This is a genomic window from Methylobacter sp. BlB1, assembly GCF_015476545.1.
Lineage (GTDB): Bacteria > Pseudomonadota > Gammaproteobacteria > Methylococcales > Methylomonadaceae > Methylobacter.
Map to the genome: position 1 here is coordinate 1 of NZ_JADMKV010000083.1, position 16,006 is coordinate 16,006.

At 51.1% G+C, this 16,006-nt stretch carries 19 protein-coding genes; 6 read left to right on the top strand and 13 right to left on the bottom strand.

What is annotated here, in order from left to right; all coding sequences use genetic code 11:
• Window positions 1-570 precede the first annotated feature (570 nt).
• Together IT781_RS19850 and IT781_RS19855 are read left to right on the top strand one after the other, a co-directional pair.
• Window positions 571-2,088, top strand: a complete 1,518-nt coding sequence (locus tag IT781_RS19850; protein ID WP_228779297.1) for a cytochrome-c peroxidase — start codon at window positions 571-573, stop codon at window positions 2,086-2,088.
• Window positions 2,089-2,526: 438 nt separating this feature from the next.
• Window positions 2,527-3,114, top strand: a complete 588-nt coding sequence (locus IT781_RS19855; RefSeq protein ID WP_194971914.1) for a transposase — start codon at window positions 2,527-2,529, stop codon at window positions 3,112-3,114.
• Window positions 3,115-3,140: 26 nt separating this feature from the next.
• On the opposite strand, the gene IT781_RS19860 is transcribed toward IT781_RS19855, so the two are convergent.
• The 5 genes from IT781_RS19860 to IT781_RS19880 all read right to left on the bottom strand — a co-directional run bounded on the left by IT781_RS19860 (window position 3,141) and on the right by IT781_RS19880 (window position 6,864).
• On the bottom strand, window positions 3,141-3,371 hold the full coding sequence (locus IT781_RS19860) for a hypothetical protein (RefSeq protein WP_194971915.1): 231 nt from the start codon (window positions 3,369-3,371) through the stop codon (window positions 3,141-3,143).
• Between the two features lie 64 nt (window positions 3,372-3,435).
• Entirely contained in the window at window positions 3,436-3,633 is a 198-nt protein-coding gene (locus IT781_RS19865) for a hypothetical protein (protein WP_194971916.1), read from the bottom strand.
• A 192-nt stretch (window positions 3,634-3,825) separates the two neighbouring features.
• Window positions 3,826-5,559, bottom strand: coding sequence for an NAD-dependent malic enzyme (locus tag IT781_RS19870; RefSeq protein ID WP_194971917.1), 1,734 nt, complete (start codon window positions 5,557-5,559; stop codon window positions 3,826-3,828).
• A 164-nt stretch (window positions 5,560-5,723) separates the two neighbouring features.
• Window positions 5,724-6,275, bottom strand: coding sequence for a DUF488 family protein (locus tag IT781_RS19875; RefSeq protein WP_194971918.1), 552 nt, complete (start codon window positions 6,273-6,275; stop codon window positions 5,724-5,726).
• Window positions 6,250-6,864, bottom strand: coding sequence for a uracil-DNA glycosylase family protein (locus IT781_RS19880; RefSeq protein WP_194971919.1), 615 nt, complete (start codon window positions 6,862-6,864; stop codon window positions 6,250-6,252). The genes IT781_RS19875 and IT781_RS19880 overlap by 26 nt, the downstream gene beginning before the upstream one ends.
• A gap of 843 nt (window positions 6,865-7,707) precedes the next feature.
• Here IT781_RS19880 and IT781_RS19885 point away from each other — a divergent pair.
• Window positions 7,708-8,250 carry a reverse transcriptase N-terminal domain-containing protein gene (locus IT781_RS19885; protein WP_228779298.1) on the top strand — a complete coding sequence of 181 codons (543 nt, stop codon included), beginning with the start codon at window positions 7,708-7,710 and terminating at the stop codon, window positions 8,248-8,250.
• Between the two features lie 2 nt (window positions 8,251-8,252).
• Here the strand turns inward: IT781_RS19885 and IT781_RS19890 are convergent, their stop codons facing one another.
• The 8 genes from IT781_RS19890 to IT781_RS19920 form a co-directional block, all read right to left on the bottom strand.
• Window positions 8,253-8,822 carry a DoxX family protein gene (locus tag IT781_RS19890; protein ID WP_194971920.1) on the bottom strand — a complete coding sequence of 190 codons (570 nt, stop codon included), beginning with the start codon at window positions 8,820-8,822 and terminating at the stop codon, window positions 8,253-8,255.
• Window positions 8,819-9,598: a DUF2063 domain-containing protein gene (locus tag IT781_RS19895; protein ID WP_194971921.1), complete on the bottom strand. Its 780-nt coding sequence runs from the start codon at window positions 9,596-9,598 to the stop codon at window positions 8,819-8,821. The genes IT781_RS19890 and IT781_RS19895 overlap by 4 nt, the downstream gene beginning before the upstream one ends.
• Window positions 9,595-10,467, bottom strand: coding sequence for a DUF692 domain-containing protein (locus IT781_RS19900; protein WP_194971922.1), 873 nt, complete (start codon window positions 10,465-10,467; stop codon window positions 9,595-9,597). The genes IT781_RS19895 and IT781_RS19900 overlap by 4 nt, the downstream gene beginning before the upstream one ends.
• 16 nt (window positions 10,468-10,483) lie before the next feature.
• The gene (locus tag IT781_RS19905) at window positions 10,484-10,801 is read right to left on the bottom strand and encodes a hypothetical protein (RefSeq protein WP_194971923.1); all 318 of its coding nucleotides are present in this window, start codon (window positions 10,799-10,801) and stop codon (window positions 10,484-10,486) included.
• A 406-nt stretch (window positions 10,802-11,207) separates the two neighbouring features.
• On the bottom strand, window positions 11,208-11,432 hold the full coding sequence (locus IT781_RS22520; RefSeq protein WP_228779299.1) for a GDCCVxC domain-containing (seleno)protein: 225 nt from the start codon (window positions 11,430-11,432) through the stop codon (window positions 11,208-11,210).
• A complete protein-coding gene (locus tag IT781_RS19910; RefSeq protein ID WP_194971924.1) occupies window positions 11,429-11,638 on the bottom strand; it encodes a zf-HC2 domain-containing protein in 210 nt (69 codons plus the stop codon). The genes IT781_RS22520 and IT781_RS19910 overlap by 4 nt, the downstream gene beginning before the upstream one ends.
• Window positions 11,631-12,254 (bottom strand): sigma-70 family RNA polymerase sigma factor, encoded by a 624-nt coding sequence (locus IT781_RS19915; protein ID WP_194971925.1) that lies wholly within the window; start codon window positions 12,252-12,254, stop codon window positions 11,631-11,633. Before IT781_RS19915 ends, IT781_RS19910 begins: the two co-directional genes overlap by 8 nt.
• 249 nt (window positions 12,255-12,503) lie before the next feature.
• On the bottom strand, window positions 12,504-13,403 hold the full coding sequence (locus tag IT781_RS19920; RefSeq protein WP_194971926.1) for an AraC family transcriptional regulator: 900 nt from the start codon (window positions 13,401-13,403) through the stop codon (window positions 12,504-12,506).
• Between the two features lie 202 nt (window positions 13,404-13,605).
• Between IT781_RS19920 and IT781_RS19925 the strand changes: the two genes are divergently transcribed.
• From IT781_RS19925 to IT781_RS19935, 3 genes are all read left to right on the top strand, one after another.
• Window positions 13,606-14,085 (top strand): SRPBCC family protein, encoded by a 480-nt coding sequence (locus IT781_RS19925; RefSeq protein WP_194971927.1) that lies wholly within the window; start codon window positions 13,606-13,608, stop codon window positions 14,083-14,085.
• 171 nt (window positions 14,086-14,256) lie between these two features.
• Window positions 14,257-14,643: a carboxymuconolactone decarboxylase family protein gene (locus tag IT781_RS22525; RefSeq protein WP_228779300.1), complete on the top strand. Its 387-nt coding sequence runs from the start codon at window positions 14,257-14,259 to the stop codon at window positions 14,641-14,643.
• A gap of 246 nt (window positions 14,644-14,889) precedes the next feature.
• Window positions 14,890-15,756: an IS982 family transposase gene (locus IT781_RS19935; RefSeq protein ID WP_194971928.1), complete on the top strand. Its 867-nt coding sequence runs from the start codon at window positions 14,890-14,892 to the stop codon at window positions 15,754-15,756.
• Window positions 15,757-16,006: the final 250 nt, after the last annotated feature.

Sequence of the window (16,006 nt, forward strand, 5' to 3'; positions counted from 1 at the left end):
AGTAGATGGTTGTTCAGGCATAAAACTCCTCGGTTTGTAGTCGATTGAAAAAAGGGTTTAACGCGCGCTGTCGTGCAGCAGGCGCGTTAAACGAAAGCAGCGAGAGGTCAAATTATCGCCTCATTCAAATGATAATGATTATCATTTTCTATTGCAAGTGATTTTTATTGCTCTAGGTTTAGTGACAACGTCTGGGAATTACATGTTTTCTGAGAAGACTCCAGCATTCGGCTGAATTATCCATAGTGTTTTGACCGGTATCTGACAATAATGACACGGCTTGATTCGTATCGGTTTCTTACGCAGTTGTAGGGCGAATTCATGATTTGGAACGTACCAGATGTTGGTATCGGCAGGCAGTGCGAATGAATTCGCACCTACACCGCGATTCATATACCGTACTATTCTCAACAATCGGTTTTCATAAAAAACCATCCGATAGAATTTTTTGCCAGTTAGCTTTGACGCTATTGATTGACATTCCGCCGATTCATAGAGTGTCTGCCGGCAGCCGAAATCAGTCCTCAGGGCCACTGGCCATGCATCGTTCATTTTTACGAAGTAACAAAAATGGCTCTTCTTTACAAAGCAAATGATAATCATTATCATTTATTTGTATGGTATTTAATAAAAGGGGGAACGATGATTCACAACCGACGGGTCATGCTTGGCATGACTATAATTCTGGTCAGTTATGCGCAGCAGACTATGGCCGAAACCACAACACTGAATCTGGCGGAAAAAAAGAAACTCACCTTGGAGCAACAGCTAGGCGAAAAAATATTTTTTGATAAAAACCTGTCATCGCCTGCCGGTCAGGCTTGTGCGAGCTGTCATGACATCAAAGCGGCATTCAGCGACCCGATAACAAACTCACCTGTTTCCTTGGGGGCTGTGTCCAAGCGTACGGGCACTCGCAACGCACCGTCGGCAGCGTATTCGGCATTCGCTCCGCAGTTCCACTTTGACGAACAGGAAGGATTGTATATAGGCGGTCAATTTTTAGATGGCCGGGCAGCTAATTTAATAGAGCAGGCCAAAGGCCCTTTTTTGAATCCGGATGAAATGAACAATGCTGATGAGCGCAGCGTGATTGAGAAAATCCGCAAGTCAGACTATGTTCAACTGTTTGAGCAGGTGTATGGTAAAGATACGCTTGATGATACGGCCAAAGCCTACGACAAAGTGGCTCAGGCCATCGTCGCATTTGAGAACACAGCAAGTTTTAACCGGTTTACCTCCAAGTATGATTATTTTTTAGCGGGCCGTGTCGCCTTGTCTGAACAAGAGCAAAAAGGACTGGAATTATTTGAAGATGAAAACAAGGGCAATTGCGCCGCCTGCCATATCAGTAAAACTGAAAATGGCCTGCCGCCGCTGTTTACCGATTTCACCTACGATAATCTGGGAGTGCCTTCCAATCCAAAGATTTTAGCTTTAAAAGGTGCTGATTTCATTGATCTGGGCCTGGGAAAAACAGTAGGCAGTGCGACTGAAAATGGCAAATTCAAAGTGCCGTCATTACGCAATGTCGAGAAAACGGCGCCTTATATGCACAACGGCTTCTTCTCCGATCTAAAAGAAGCGGTGAATTTTTACAATACCAGAGATGTTGACAGAAAATGGCCAGCCCCTGAAGTGGCAGAAAATGTCAATGCTGATGAATTGGGAGACCTGAAGTTAACGGATGAGGAAGTCGATGCCATCGTCGCATTTTTGCGGACATTGACAGATGGTTATCAATTACAGGAAAAAGCGACCTATTCGGCACAAAAAGGGCTTATTGAACTTCCCTACGTCAGGCTGGAAGGCAAGAACAGACCGGACAAGTTTTATGCGGCCCATTTGCAGCAAACAAGTGAGAGTAACTTCGAAGTGACAAGACTTGACGAAATATCGATTAATGATTTTTCACTGGTAGAGTCAATACCTTATTACTCATATGATAATGGACTTCTGGAGGTACCCCAGATAACAAATATTGATAGCTTGAATGCCACAGTTTCCTACACAGGTCAGTTGAAGCAGCTTCCCGATAAAAATGGAAAAATAATGTTTGAGCTAAGCTACGTTAAAACATTGCAATAAAAGCAGCATCCCCGATATTCTTCGGCAGCTTTGATAGTTTCCTGCCGTAAACCACCGGTTTTAGAGCAATCATCTGTTACTTGAAATCACCCGGTAGAGTTAAATATGGAGTTTTATCGATGCTAGAGAGACCCGAAGATGCCGCCCCTTATTTAGAAGATTTCGCTTGCGTGTCGTGATGGCCTTTAAAAGCGGCAAAACCACGCGTGAAGTCGGCGTACACTATCAGTGGCCCGGGCCTTGTCTCGAAAGTGCATTAACTCTGGAAAAACACCGGCAGCGTTTAGAGCAAGCCAATCGGTGGTTATCCGGTTGCCCTGTTGGAAACTTATGAAGCCGTCATCAGGGAACAGCTAGCGCATAGTCCGTCAATAACCCTGAGGGAACTGCAGAATTGGCTGGAAAATGAATAAAGCTTAAGCGTTTCGATTTCGGCCATTGATAAGTTTATCCGGCACAAGCTGGGTTATCGCTATAAAAAACGCTCGTCGCCATGAGCTGCAGCGCAAGGATGTCGCGGCAGCCCGTGAGCAATGGCAAGCCAGGCAACAACACTGTGATCTTTTTCAGCTAGTGTTTCTGAGCGAAACCGGGCTATCTACGGACATGATCCGTCGCTATGGACGGGCCTTGGGTGGTGCTCGGTGTCGGGATGCGGCCCCGGCAAGTCGTTGGCAAACCATGACCTTGATTGCCGGCTTGCGTGCCGATCGGATCGCGGCGCCCTGGTGTGTGGATCAGGCCATGGCAGGGGAGGCCTTCAAGGAATATCTGCGCTTACAACTGAGACCGACTTTAAAGCCCGGCGATCGTATTGCAGCACAAGGGAGGACGATTAAATATCTGCCGCCTTATAATCATGACCTGAATCCGATCAAGCAGGTCTTCGCCAGGCTGAAGGCACTCCTGCCCAAGGCGGAACGCACTTATGAAATGCTCTGGCGCACGGTCGGGCAATTAATGGATCGCTTTCAGGCCGACGAATGCCTGAACTTCTTCAGGCATTCAGGTTATCTTTCCAACTAAAAGATAACCGCCCTAGTGTAGCCCTATTAATGAACCAAGGTAAGCGTCGGGCGCTTGCGCGGTTGCTCAGCGGAATCTGAGCTAAGTTTCTTCGATGCTTCCGCCATCATTGCTGTGAATTTAGAGAATTGCTTCACGTTGAAACGCAACGATATGTTTTGCATATGCAGATACACCACTCCGCATTCTCGGCAAATCAAGACAGCATCGGTGTCGCTTGTCGCCAGATATTCGTGGTTACAGGGCTTTTTAGTCATAAGTTTGGGACCTTTGAGTTATAAATAAGGAATCATTCAGCCATATGAAGCAGTTTTATTGAATTTACTTAACGCCTTTATCGATTTTCGACTTGGTAAGCGACAGCAGCATTTTCCAGACGATTTGTTTTGAACCGAGGTCCAGGCATCTGAAATCTGTAGCATGAATTTGCCCTTTTTCCATTAAAGAGGCCAGACATTCCGGTTCGATTTCCAGCTTTACGGTTAGGGGCGGTCTAAAAAAGGAAAATAAAAATCTCATCAGCAGGCCCTCATTTTTGTTTTACAAATGATAATCATTATCATTTGTAATGTACAGCATTTTTCTGCTACTGAGTTTCTCGGTGATGGTATGCATTGGGCGAGTAGGAAGACCGCGGTATCTATTTGACTGGATATTGTTTGTCAACATCCAATGTTATGAAAACCTCCTGACTCGAAGGATGTGAAGATCTTATTTATTCGGAGGCGAATAGATGAACGGCAGGTGTTCGGCTTTCCAGAATCTGGAACGCACATAAGCTTCAAGATCGATCCCGTCCAGGCCCTGGCGTCCGGATGAACCGTCTTCAAGCGCTCTGGCCAGTACGCGCGCCGCAACGACGATGCTGACTTTACGCAGATCTGCAATGGGCGGATAAATCTGGCCGGATGCAAGATAATGCGCCGCCGTGTAATCGGCCAGCGCATAGGCGGACTCAAGCACCATGGCATCGGTAATCCGCGAACATTCCCCCAACACGGCGGCAAAGCCCAGGCCGGGGAAAATAAAGGCATTATTGCCCTGGCCGACAGGGTAGCTGTGATTGCCATATTCAACATCGGCAAATGGGCTGCCCGTCGCGACTATCGCCTGTCCTTGCGTCCAGGCAATGATATCTTCGGGAATGGCTTCGCAATTGGCTGTCGGGTTCGACAGCGGGAAGATGACGGGTTGCCGGGTATTCCGGGCCATGGCTTTGATGATGGGTTCATTGAATAACCCCGGCATGCCCGAGAGCCCGATCAGGACGGTGGGTCCGGCATTGCTCACGACTTCCATGAGATTGGGAACTTCGCCAGTTATGTGCCAGTTTTCATAAACGTCGGCAAATTGCGCGACCGGCAGTTTGTAAGCATCGGTCGTAATCCCTTCGACAACCAGCCCTCGGCCATCCATGACGAACATCTGCCGGCGAGCCTGCTCGCGGCTCAGGCCGTCGCGCACCATGCCCTCCTGGATCGCGCTGGCGACGCCGACGCCGCCGGCGCCGGCGCCGACCACAACGACAATCTGTCCGGAAAGGGATTCGCCTTTTTTGCGGCAAGCCGATAACAGCCCCGCGAGCGCAACAGCTCCTGTACCCTGAATATCATCGTTAAAGCAGGGAATTTGGTTCCGGTATCGTTGCAGCACGTCAAACGCGACATTTTTGGCGAAGTCTTCCCATTGAATGATGGCTTTAGGCCATTTTTTTTGCACGGCCCTGACGAATTTATCCACCAGCTCAAAGTAGGACTGGCCCCACAGGCGGTTTTCGTGCACGCCCAGATAACGAGGATCTTCGAGCAATTCTGGCCGGTCCGTACCCACGTCCAGATTGACCGGCAGAGTCTGAAAAGGGCAGAGCCCGCCCCCGACCGTGTAGAGCGCCAGTTTTCCCACGCAAATGCTCAATCCGCCCATGCCCTGATCGCCGATGCCCAGTATGGCGGATGCATCCGTAACGACGATCATCCGGATATCGTGCCAGGGATAATTGTCGAGGATGGTTTCAACCCGGTCTATATTTTGGGCAGACAAGGTCAGGCCGCGAGCCGTCGTATAGATCTTGCTGAATTGCTGCACCGCCAGACCGATTGTCGGCGTATAGACAATCGGCGCCATCTCTTCCAGGTGTCGCTCGAGCAGCGCGTAGAAAAGCACCTCGGAACGTTCCTGAACGGCTCTAAGGAACTGATATTTTGAAATGTCATCAAGCTGTCTTCGAAAATTGGCGTATAAACGGTCTACCTGAATTTCAAGAGTGGTCACCTGCGGCGGAAGCAATCCGTCAAGGCCGAGTTCGATGCGTTCTTGCTCAGTAAAGGCGGTGCCTTTATTGGTCGGCGACAGCCGCAGCAGGATAATGCCGCGGGCGGTCACTTCCACATAAGTATTGCCGTTTTTATCCACTTTGTAATCGAAGTAATCACTGAGCCGCGACATAAATATTCCTGATTATTTGAGACGGAATTGCAATGGTACAGACTTAAACTGATACCGCACATGACAATGATTAGATATAACGCATCGGGTTTTTATCTGGACAGTAAAAAATAATTCTCATGACGGAATAAAATGTGATTGACTGAAACGGGGCGGGGGCAAATCTACTCATAAGGCGGATAGGTAATTGCCGTACCTTCAACCTTAGCAAACGGGGTCAGCACATGCAGTTGCCGGCTTGTTTTACTGACGATTTCCTCGACGCGAATGCCGCGTACCGTCAGCGCATCGGCAATCAGCGATCGGTGACAGCGCCACGGCACGGCTTCGGCGCACATCAAGGCGATGCGTTCCTGCTTTGCCTGCCTGATAAGTTCAGCCAGATTGTCAGCAAATTGCTCAGTCTGCATGTAGTCGGCGAAACCGCGGAATGAGTCGTTCCGCCAGCCTTGGTTAGGGGATTCCGGGCTCGTGCGGCGGAAACCTCCCAAACCGGTGGCGTGCGTATAGTGAATGCCAGCGGATTCAAGCGCTTCGGAAAAAATGTCTTGATTGAATTGCGGATTGTGGCGCGAACGCGGCACGGTGCGCACGTCAATAAGATGAGTCACCGAGTGAGTCTTGAGCAGCTCGATGAATGTTTCCACAGGGCGGGTGGAATGCCCTATGGTCAATATGACAGGTTGAGAATCATGCCTCAATTTCTTCGCAAGCATAAAGCGCTCTGATTCTCGCGCGCAGGACAGGCAGAAGCTGTTGCTCAAACCAGGGATTCCGCTTGAGCCATAACGTATTGCGCGGCGATGGATGAGGCAAGGGCAGATACTGCGGCGCATATGCCTGCCAATTTCTGACGGTTTCGGTCAACGACGGCTTGCAGCGACTGCCTAGAAAGTGCCGCTGGGCATATTGGCCGACAAGCAGCGTCAATTCAATCCGGGGCAGTTCGGCCAGCAATCGGTTCAGCCATAAGTCCGCGCATTCACGGCGCGGCGGCAAATCGCCGCTTTTTCCGCGTCCGGGATAACAATAGCCCATGGGGATGATCGCGATATGCGAGGCATCGTAAAACAGGTCCTTGTCTATGCCCATCCACGCGCGCAGGCGCTCGCCGCTCGGATCGTTCCACGGAATGCCGGTCGCATGCACGCGCGTTCCCGGTGCCTGACCCACGATGAGAATGCGAGCCGTTGCCTCGGCGCGCAGCACAGGGCGCGGGCCAAGCGGCAGATACTGCTCGCATGCTCGGCAATTGCGCACGGCTGTCAGCAAGGCTTCCAGAGAGGGATACAAAGTTTCGGTCATGAGAAGGCCTAATTATAGGATAGTGCTTAATGTTTAGTGTCGGATACGGAAAGCTAGGTTCAATCGGGATGGTGCTATTATTTATGGTTGTAGAAGACGGATTAACTAAAGGGAATATGTTGCCAGCGGTTAGGCCGGGAGATACGGTCTTGTTGCAAGGTTATGATAATTATGGCTAATTATAATGGCTTGCATTTGAAAATGGTCGGGCTCGCAATTATCCCGATTTTCGGCTCAAATTAATTGTGACTTTGCGACACGAAGTCGCTTAGAGAAGTTGTTTCCACAAGGTTATCGGAAACTACCCGTGTCACTGGGTGAATCTAAGGGCATGAATCAAGACCTGCCCTGACAACGTAACGAAGCATGGTGAGAGTCGTGCGGGGTGCAAATCGCGAGAGGCGCACCCTCCTGGTAACCATAAACCAGGTGAGTGCCAGATAGCTAGTATGGTGAAGATATCTGAACCTGTGATAAAGACCGTTATTAATGACAAGCGGAAGTGGTTGATACGCTTGAGCAAAAAAGGTACGGGAGGCGGGCAGAACGTTTAGTTGCTGCGTTCTCGCGCCCCATACGCTTCCGGGTCGACAGCAAGCGTCTAACCCGGCGTACTTCCCGAGGGAAACGTGGAAACCCCGTATCGCTCCCGGCCTTGGCCGGGACAGCGTGCCGTGAGGTACGCCTAGGGCGGTGCGGGCTTGGGATGTCAAAAGAAGCGAAGGCCGTGCTGTAATGGTACGGATACGGGTTTAAATGTTACCCGGCACGAAAGTGCGCCCACGTCCGACGGGTCTTTTATTGCAAGAGAAGAGGTAGAACCGACCTTATGAGGAAAAGCAAATGATGACGGCAGCGATGCCTGTTGGTGCATCCTCAGCCGCATTATCATGGGATGCCGTCGATTGGCAGGCTGTGGCAATGCAGGTGAGACGGCTGCAGCTGTGTATTGCAAAGGCAACCCGAGAGCAGCGCTGGGGTAAAGTGAAAGCTTTACAATGGCTGCTCACCCATTCGTTGGCGGCGAAGCTGTTAGCCGTCAGACGGATTGGGCAAAACCGTGGCCGGCATATGGCCGGTATCGATGGCGTCACTTGGAAGATGCCGCAGCAGAAATTGAAAGCCGCTTTGGCTTTAAGGCGCAGAGGCTATCAGGCTCAGCCCTTGCGGCGCATTTATATCCCCAAGAAAAACGGCAAGCAACAGCCGTTGAGTATCCCAACGATGGGCGATCGGGCCATGCAAGCCCTGTATTTGCTGGCCCTGGAGCCGGGGGCGGAAATTATTGTTGAACAATGCTTTGATGTCGGCGGATTTCGCATCCAGTTGCTCCGCCAGGTCCTTGATGCGGTAGCCATGCTGGGCGCCCGCCTGCCTGACAGCTAACTTCAGGAGTGTTCTAACCTCTGGCATAAGCGAAAACGCAGCCAGGCATCGACGCTTAACCGTCCGGCGCCGCTGAACAATAACGTGGCCAGCATCAAAAAGTACATCAGCGGTAGTTTAAAATTGCCATAACCCTGGTCTGTGATAGCGTAACCCTTCCATAACTCGGTCAGCGTATGCCATTCGGCAGGCCAGTGTACGACAGCGATGGCTACCACAGTCAGCACCATCAATGCGGCGCTGAAGAACCGGGTCATGAAGCCCAGGATTAGCGCAAGCGGGGCGATGATCTCCAGGCCGGTCGCCAGGGTCCAATTGAAATCGGCGGTTAGCAGATTGAAGGGAAATGGAAAACTCACATCGGCAAACCAGTTTTCACCTTTGAGTTTTTCCAGACCGGCTTCGCCGAATTCATAAGCCAGCAGTAACCTCAGAAAGATCGGCGCCAAGCCGTACGCATTGCGGTCGAACCAGCCGGAAAGCTTGCCAGGCAAGGCACAAACTTGTTCGATGCCTGATGAAATTAGACTGGCCGCGCGGCTGCCATGGTGGGATGTTGTCAGATTGTTCATGCGTGAGGCTCCAGATGACTTGTGGGGCGAATGTCGATAATAGCGCCTTGGCGGTGTAAATCAATCAATATGCTCAGGCCGAATCGGGTCAATTCTATAAACTGCGTATGCGTTAGCTCTCCTCTCATCGCCTGCAGCGCCTGTTGGCCGGTCAGACCGTCGCCTAACAGCTCGATCAAATGGGCTGTGGCCGGGCTGAGAGCGATGAATCGTACCTGATCGTTGCTATTGCGAAAGCCGAGGATATGGGTGGTCGTAGCGGGTGGTTCAGTGAGCAGGGCGTTTGGCCCTATGTTCTGCACCGGCCACTGGTAATGCAGCAGCTGTATGGCCGGCGTAAACACTGGCACACCGGATAGTAATTGCCCGCTGGTCAGCGGCTTGCTCGTAATCGATTCACTCTCGGCGATTGATAGCTGTAGTTCGATCCACTCAAAGTGCGCCAGCTCTGCCAGAAAGGGTAAATCATTGACATGATCGCGTTCCTGCTGCAGATACTGCACGAATTCATCAGGAATCTGCCGGTAATACGGGGATAGGCAACGATGTTCGGCGATAAAATCCAGCAGCAAAGCCCGCCAGTCATCGGGCGGCAGGATGCGATGAATGACTGGAAAGCAGGCCGTCAAGCTTTCGTCGAATTTGTTGTAAAGCAGATCGGCATACACAGCCAGGCGTTCCGGCGTAAATCCAGCAGGAGATTGGGCTACCCACGGCTGGCGCAGATAATGCAGAAATTGCCGTTGCTGTTGTTGAAATAGCGGTGTCTGGTTCATGCTGCCTCCTCCTTCATGTCATCTGTGCTACGGCAATATACATAACGATTTTGCAAGGCACGTATGCGCTCAACTTCTGAAGTCAATTCGGCCAGCGGCGGGATGTTGCTATCGCGCTCAACCAAAGTTGGAAGCACGCCAAAGCAACGATAGGCTTCGGCCAGTAAATCCCATACCGGCTCGATAGCATTCTGACCATGTGTGTCGATGATCAAGCCGGAAGGCTCCGTATCATGGCCGGCGACATGCCCGTAGACGATGCGCTTGCCCGGCAAGCCGCGTAAAAACGCCACCGGATCGTAGCCGTGATTGACGCTGTTGACGTAAATGTTGTTGACATCCAGATGCAGATGGCAATCGGCCTCGCTCAGTACGGCATTTATGAAGGTTAGTTCATCCATCTCCGCCTGCGGCGGCTGAAGGTAGTACGAAGCATTCTCCAGTGCGATACGTCGCTCAAGCAGATCCTGAGTCAGGCGAATGCGGTCTGCGACATGTCTGACCGCTTGTTCAGTAAAAGGAATTGGGTATAAATCGTACAAATGCCCCTCGTCGCTGCAAAAACTCAGGTGCTCGGTGTACAAAGCAAAATTATGATGGTCGAGAAATTGTTTCAGATCGCGTAAAAAGGCGGTATCCAACGGTGCCGGCCCGCCCAGCGATAACGCCAGACCGTGCGCCACAAAGCGGTAGCGCTCGGTCAGGCGGCGAAACTGCTTGCCCAGCTGACCGCCGATGCCCACCCAGTTTTCCGGCGAGACTTCGAAAAAATCGATGTTGTCCGGCACATCGGCTTGTAGCGCCGGCAACAGCGCACGGCGTAGCCCCAGACCGGAGCCGGCCAGACCAAAAGGATTGGGAATGATCATCGGCAGTTGCTCCGGCTTACTGCTTGGTTTTGGCGCCGCAGCTGCTTTCGGTCATTTTGCCGCTACAGCCGGCTTCCGGCATTTTGCCGCTGCAACCGCCTTCGGCGCTTTTCGTCTTGTTGGCGCCACATTTGCCTTCGCCGCACTTACCTTCGGCCACTTTGCCACTGCAACCGGCTTCAGCGGATTTAGCATCGGCGGCTGCCAGTTGTTGAGCAGGATTAATGGTGGACATCGCAAACGGATTTTTGCCGGCTTGAATAGCGGGCGCTGTGCTCAACAAAGTCGAAGCCAGGGCGCTGCTCAAAGTCAGGGATAAGGTTTTTTTATTCATAAAGACTCTCCGAGTGTTTGATATTTGAAGTGATCAGGACAAGCAATAGTGCCTTCCTGCTCTATCAGTCGGAACAGTTTTTTAATTCCTTACAAATTTTTTCGGCCTGCTGATATCATTCATTGGCATAACAATGCCATCCTCTGGCATTGCAGGCCTACTTTTGTGGCAGGGCCGGGGCTTGCTCATGGCGCTGAAGGCATTGGTGATATTGACGATACGCACGGTTTCAGCAATAGCCTGAAAAAACAATAGGGCAAACTACCTGAAGCCCATCGGACAAAGAGGCACAGTGCAGGATTGGCTTGCTTGCTGGATGAATCGCTGCCGTATTTGCCGGCGGCAGAAAGCAGCGGCACAACTTGGCTGCAGCGTTTAAGAAACAGGTTCTGAATCGGGAACAGTATTATCTGCAGCAACCGGCCTGTCCGTCACTCAGTTGAATCGGCGGACAGGCAACGCTGCCATAGGAGCAGAATACGCAGCAATCGCCCGGCTTCGGTTTCAGCAAGGTATGGCAGCCCTGACATTCATAAAACCACTGGCAGGCATTGCGGGGCATGGTCTCGGTTTTTCGGTAACCGCACACCGGACAGGTTAGCGTGGACTGCCATATGACCTGCTTTGTCATTTGCTTAATGTTTTTTTGCCCGCGCGGCTTTGCAAGTGCTCGGTATAGCGCCGGGCGGCCGTACGGATGAACCGGGTCTGGCGCTGGAAGCTGCGGCAGCGGGAACACATCATTATATGCAAATTGATTTTCAGGCGTTCGCCTAAGCTGAGTTTTCTGTCCAGGCCCTGGGATACCAGCGCCGTAATGTCGCGGCAGCTACGCATGTCGCTTCTCCTTTTTTTGTTTCGATTGATTGAACCAGCGGATTTCCAGACATTCGCGCAGCCGCAGCCGGGCACGATGCATGATGACCCAGTAATTGGCATCGCTGAGGCCGGTTTCGCGGCAGACCTCGTCGGCTTCCAGGCCAACCAGTTCCCGCAGCATGAAGACTCGGCCCATTTTTGGCGGCAGATTGCTCTGGCATGTTTCGTAGATGGCCCAAAATTCCTGCTGCTTGAGGGCTGCTTCCGGATCGTTCCAGGCCCTCGGGCCGCCGTTCCATTGGCCGCTGCTCATGAAAAAATCGACTTCGTCGCCATCACTTTCGTCGGCCTCGCCAAAGCCGATGTCCGAGGTGACGATTTCCCGGCCGCTACGCCGCCAGTGGTCGGCGATTTTGTGTTTCAGGATGCCGATCAGCCAGGTCCGCAATCCGGCTTTGCCCTCAAACGCCGATGCTGATTGCCAGGCGGCCAATAAGGTCTCTTGCACGGCATCGTCGGCCAGTTCATCATCGCGCAGTTGCAGCAAGGCATAGCGGAACAGCACCGGCCGATGCTCGGCCAGCAGGGCTTCGGTTAATTGACTAGAGGATCTAATCCCGGCTTTCAACAACATGCGCCGGCCGCCCTAACAGTACTGGCATGGCGGCCCGATATGTCGCCGAACAAACTCGTGAAACCTATGCAATTAGTTCTGCCGCAATAAGCATAAGCCAAAGCGTAAACACGGGTGAATAAGAAGCTTGTGCGCATGGGAGCTCTCCTTGAGTAATACGACAATATATTTTCAGTCGTAGGATAATCACGAAACCTTACACAAAATATTGGGTTAGCTACTACGCTGATCATTTTCAAACGCGAGCGGCTATACCTGATCGTTCGTTTCATGCCATCCACGCCGATATAGGCCAGGGGAGATTCCGAAAGACCGCTTGAAGGCCTTGCTGAAAGCTGGCGCTGAATCATAACCGCAGCGCTCCGCGACCCGCTCTATGGTCATGCCGGGCTCTTTCAACCAGCGTGCAGCGATCTGCATGCGCCATGAAACCAGGTATTCGATAGGCGAAGCCCCAACAAGCTCGGCGAATTTTTCAGAAAGTACCGTTTTGGAGATGCCTGCCCGGGAGCAGAGTTCGGCAAGCGTCCAGGACTGCCAGGGCTCCTGATGCATCAGCCTGAGCACGGTTTCCAGCCGGCTGTCCTGCATGGCTACAAACACGCCCTGATGTATCAGGCCTTCTTCAAGACAATAGCGCACTACTAAGATAAAAATGCTGTCGCAGAGTCGTTCAACAACGGAGCCGCTGCCAAAGCGGTTGCCGGCGGACTCACTGACAATCAGCTCGATCAACCTGCCCAGTATCTCGCCGGCCTGAGCTTTTCTGATCACAATTTCAGCAGGCAACGCTTGCCATAACGCTGATTTCGGCATGCCCAGCTCAATTTCTCCACAGACAAACCCGGTATCTCCTGCCTCCCAAGTCGTGGCTATAGTGTCTGTCGAGTCAGCCGGTAGATAATCACTGCTATAGGAAAGATAATGCCTTGCCGCATGCGGCAGGAACAAAGCCAAATCGCCGTCTTCCAGCATAAGCGGAGCTTGCCAACTGAGCGAATGCACCCAGCTCTTCCCCTTGCCGACCAGATGAAACCAGATCGAGTGCTGAGAGTTGTGATCGATCAGCCAACGGCCACAAAAACCGCCTGAATAAGCAAGTTTGGCCCGCAAATTCAAGCCATTGATCAGTAAAGTCAACGCATCCAAATCCTTCTCCCGTACGAACGCACATCAATTCCGGAATCCTGAGCATGGGCCAATGGTCCGGAATTCATTAACCTTAATCCATCAACCGCTCACTATAACGCAATTCAATGTTGACGAGCAGGATTGTTCAGAAAATTCCCGGCAATAGGAATTTCCAGCGCAGTAAATCCAGGCACTCTCTAATTCAGATAAGGAAAAAATCATGGGACAAATTCATCTTAAGCAAACCTTCAACCACCCTGCGAATCAGGTATGGAAATGGCTCAAGGATTACGGGAACATTCACCGTATCCATCCGATGATCGGTCGCTCTTATATCGAGGGCGAACGGAGCTGCGGCGTTGGGGCGGTACGCGTCTGCGAAATGAACATGGGTGGCTTTCAGCTCAAAGAGCGGGTGCTGGACTGGCAGGAAAATCAGTCCTATACCGTTGATATCTATGAAACGACCATGTCATTGATGAAGCGTTCTTTGGCTACTTTCGGCGTGCGCGCTACCGGGACGGAAACGTCGGAAGTCTATATCGATATCGAATACACGACCACATGGGGTATCTTCGGCAAGATTATGGATGCGCTGTTCATGAACCCCGTGATGACCATGATGATGAAGCGGATGTTCAGAAAGCTGGATGAATTTCTGAGCAGCTCGCAACAAGCCTCTCTCGGTGTCCATGGATGATCTCTTCCTTCTTACAGAGGAAGAACAAGAAAATTTTATAAGCATATTATGGGAAAAATCATGCTGGCAGACTATCAATTGAAGTTGACAGCAAAAACGATTGAAGATGCTGCGCCGAAAGCCAGAACGGGACTTCAGTAGGCTCAGGAGAAATTAGGCTTTATCCCGAACATGTATTTAAGGATAGCCAATTCGCCAGGGCTGTTTGGTATGTACCAGCTGGGCTATGCGGCTTTCTGGGCGGAATCCGGCTTCACTCCGGTCGAACAGGAGGTCGTGTTCCTGACTATCAGCCGACTGAATGGTTGTGAGTATTGCATGGCTGGACACAGTCTTGCTGCCGATAAGCTGTCGAATGTATCGGGTGCAGTGACTGATGCCATCCGCAACGATACAGAAATTCCTGATGAGAAACTGTCAGCCTTGGCCAAGTTTACCCGGGTGATGGTCGAGCAGCGCGCTTTGCCGCAAACCCGTGATGTCGAGGCCTTTCTTGCCGCCGGATATGGCGAACGGCAGATTCTGGAGATCTCCTGGCCATTGCCGTCAAAACCTTGAGCAATCATACCAACCACCTGTTCCATACGCCGGTGGATGCGATGTTTGCTCCAAAAATATGGAAAGGTCCTTGCAGTACGACTTGTCAAAATGGGATAGTGAAATGAAGGGCATTGTTAATTAACCTGAGTTCGGGATAAGAAAAAGAAGCAGGTTTTTGTTATAAAAAGAGAAAATAAGTTTTCGACGCTAACTTTCTCAAACAAAAAACCTGCTACTGATGAACACACACACTTATTCTGCGATGTGGACGATTTTTGCCGAACCCTTATAGTTGAATGGCAAAAAAATCAACTCATTCAAGGCGAGAAGAAACGCCATCGCCCGCATCGAATGAGTTATAGCGAAATGATCACGATTTTAGTGGCTTATCATCAGTCAGGCTTTCGAACCTTCAAATGGTTTTACCTGAAGCACGTACAATGCTATTGGCAAGCTGAGTTTCCTAACCTGTTGAGCTATAACCGCTTTATCGAACTGATGCCAGAACTGTTGGCGCCGATTACCGCCTTTATGAACAGTCGTCGCGGCGTCTCGGCAGGCATCGCTTTTATTGATTCTACGCCTCTGAAAGTCTGCAAGAATATCCGTATTCCCCGGCACAAAACCTTCGTCAAGGAAGCGGGGCGCGGCAAGTCATCGACCGGCTGGTTTTATGGCTTCAAATTGCATCTGATCGTTAATGACCAGGGCGAGATTCTGTCATTTTGTATCACCGCCGGCAATGTCGATGATAGAAAACCGGTACCCAAATTGGTGAAATCATTGACCGGCAAGCTGTTCGGCGACCGAGGCTATATTTCCAAAAAATTAACCCAGCTGTTGGCCGGCCAAGATATTAAACTGATTACCACCTTGAAAAAGAACATGAAAGCTCAGGCCATGGATGCCTTTGATAAACTACTGCTGCGCAAGCGCAGTATCATCGAAACCATCAATGACCAGCTCAAGAATATTGGCGATCTCGAGCATTCGCGGCATCGTTCGTTGACCAATTATCTGTCAAATACTCTCGCAGGCTTAGTGGCTTACTCTTATCAAGAGAAAAAGCCGGCTCTCAATCTGCGTGAGCTTGATTTGTTACCTTTGGCGCAAACTCTTATCCCGAACTGAGGTTATTTTAAAGTTTGGTGATGATCAGTGCTTTAGCCGTGACGGACGCGGTTAAAGCTTTTATGGAGGATTGCTTGGGATAGCGACGGTGACTCTTCAATTGCAGGGCGAATAAATTCGCCCTGCAAGTGTTCCCGTCAAAATCCAGAGAAGTATTTTAAGCGCAGAACGTTTCGATGCGGCGGATGAGTCCTTGCACATCGAGGCCGCACAGGGCCAGCAGTTCTTCCCGCGTGCCCTGCTCGACGAA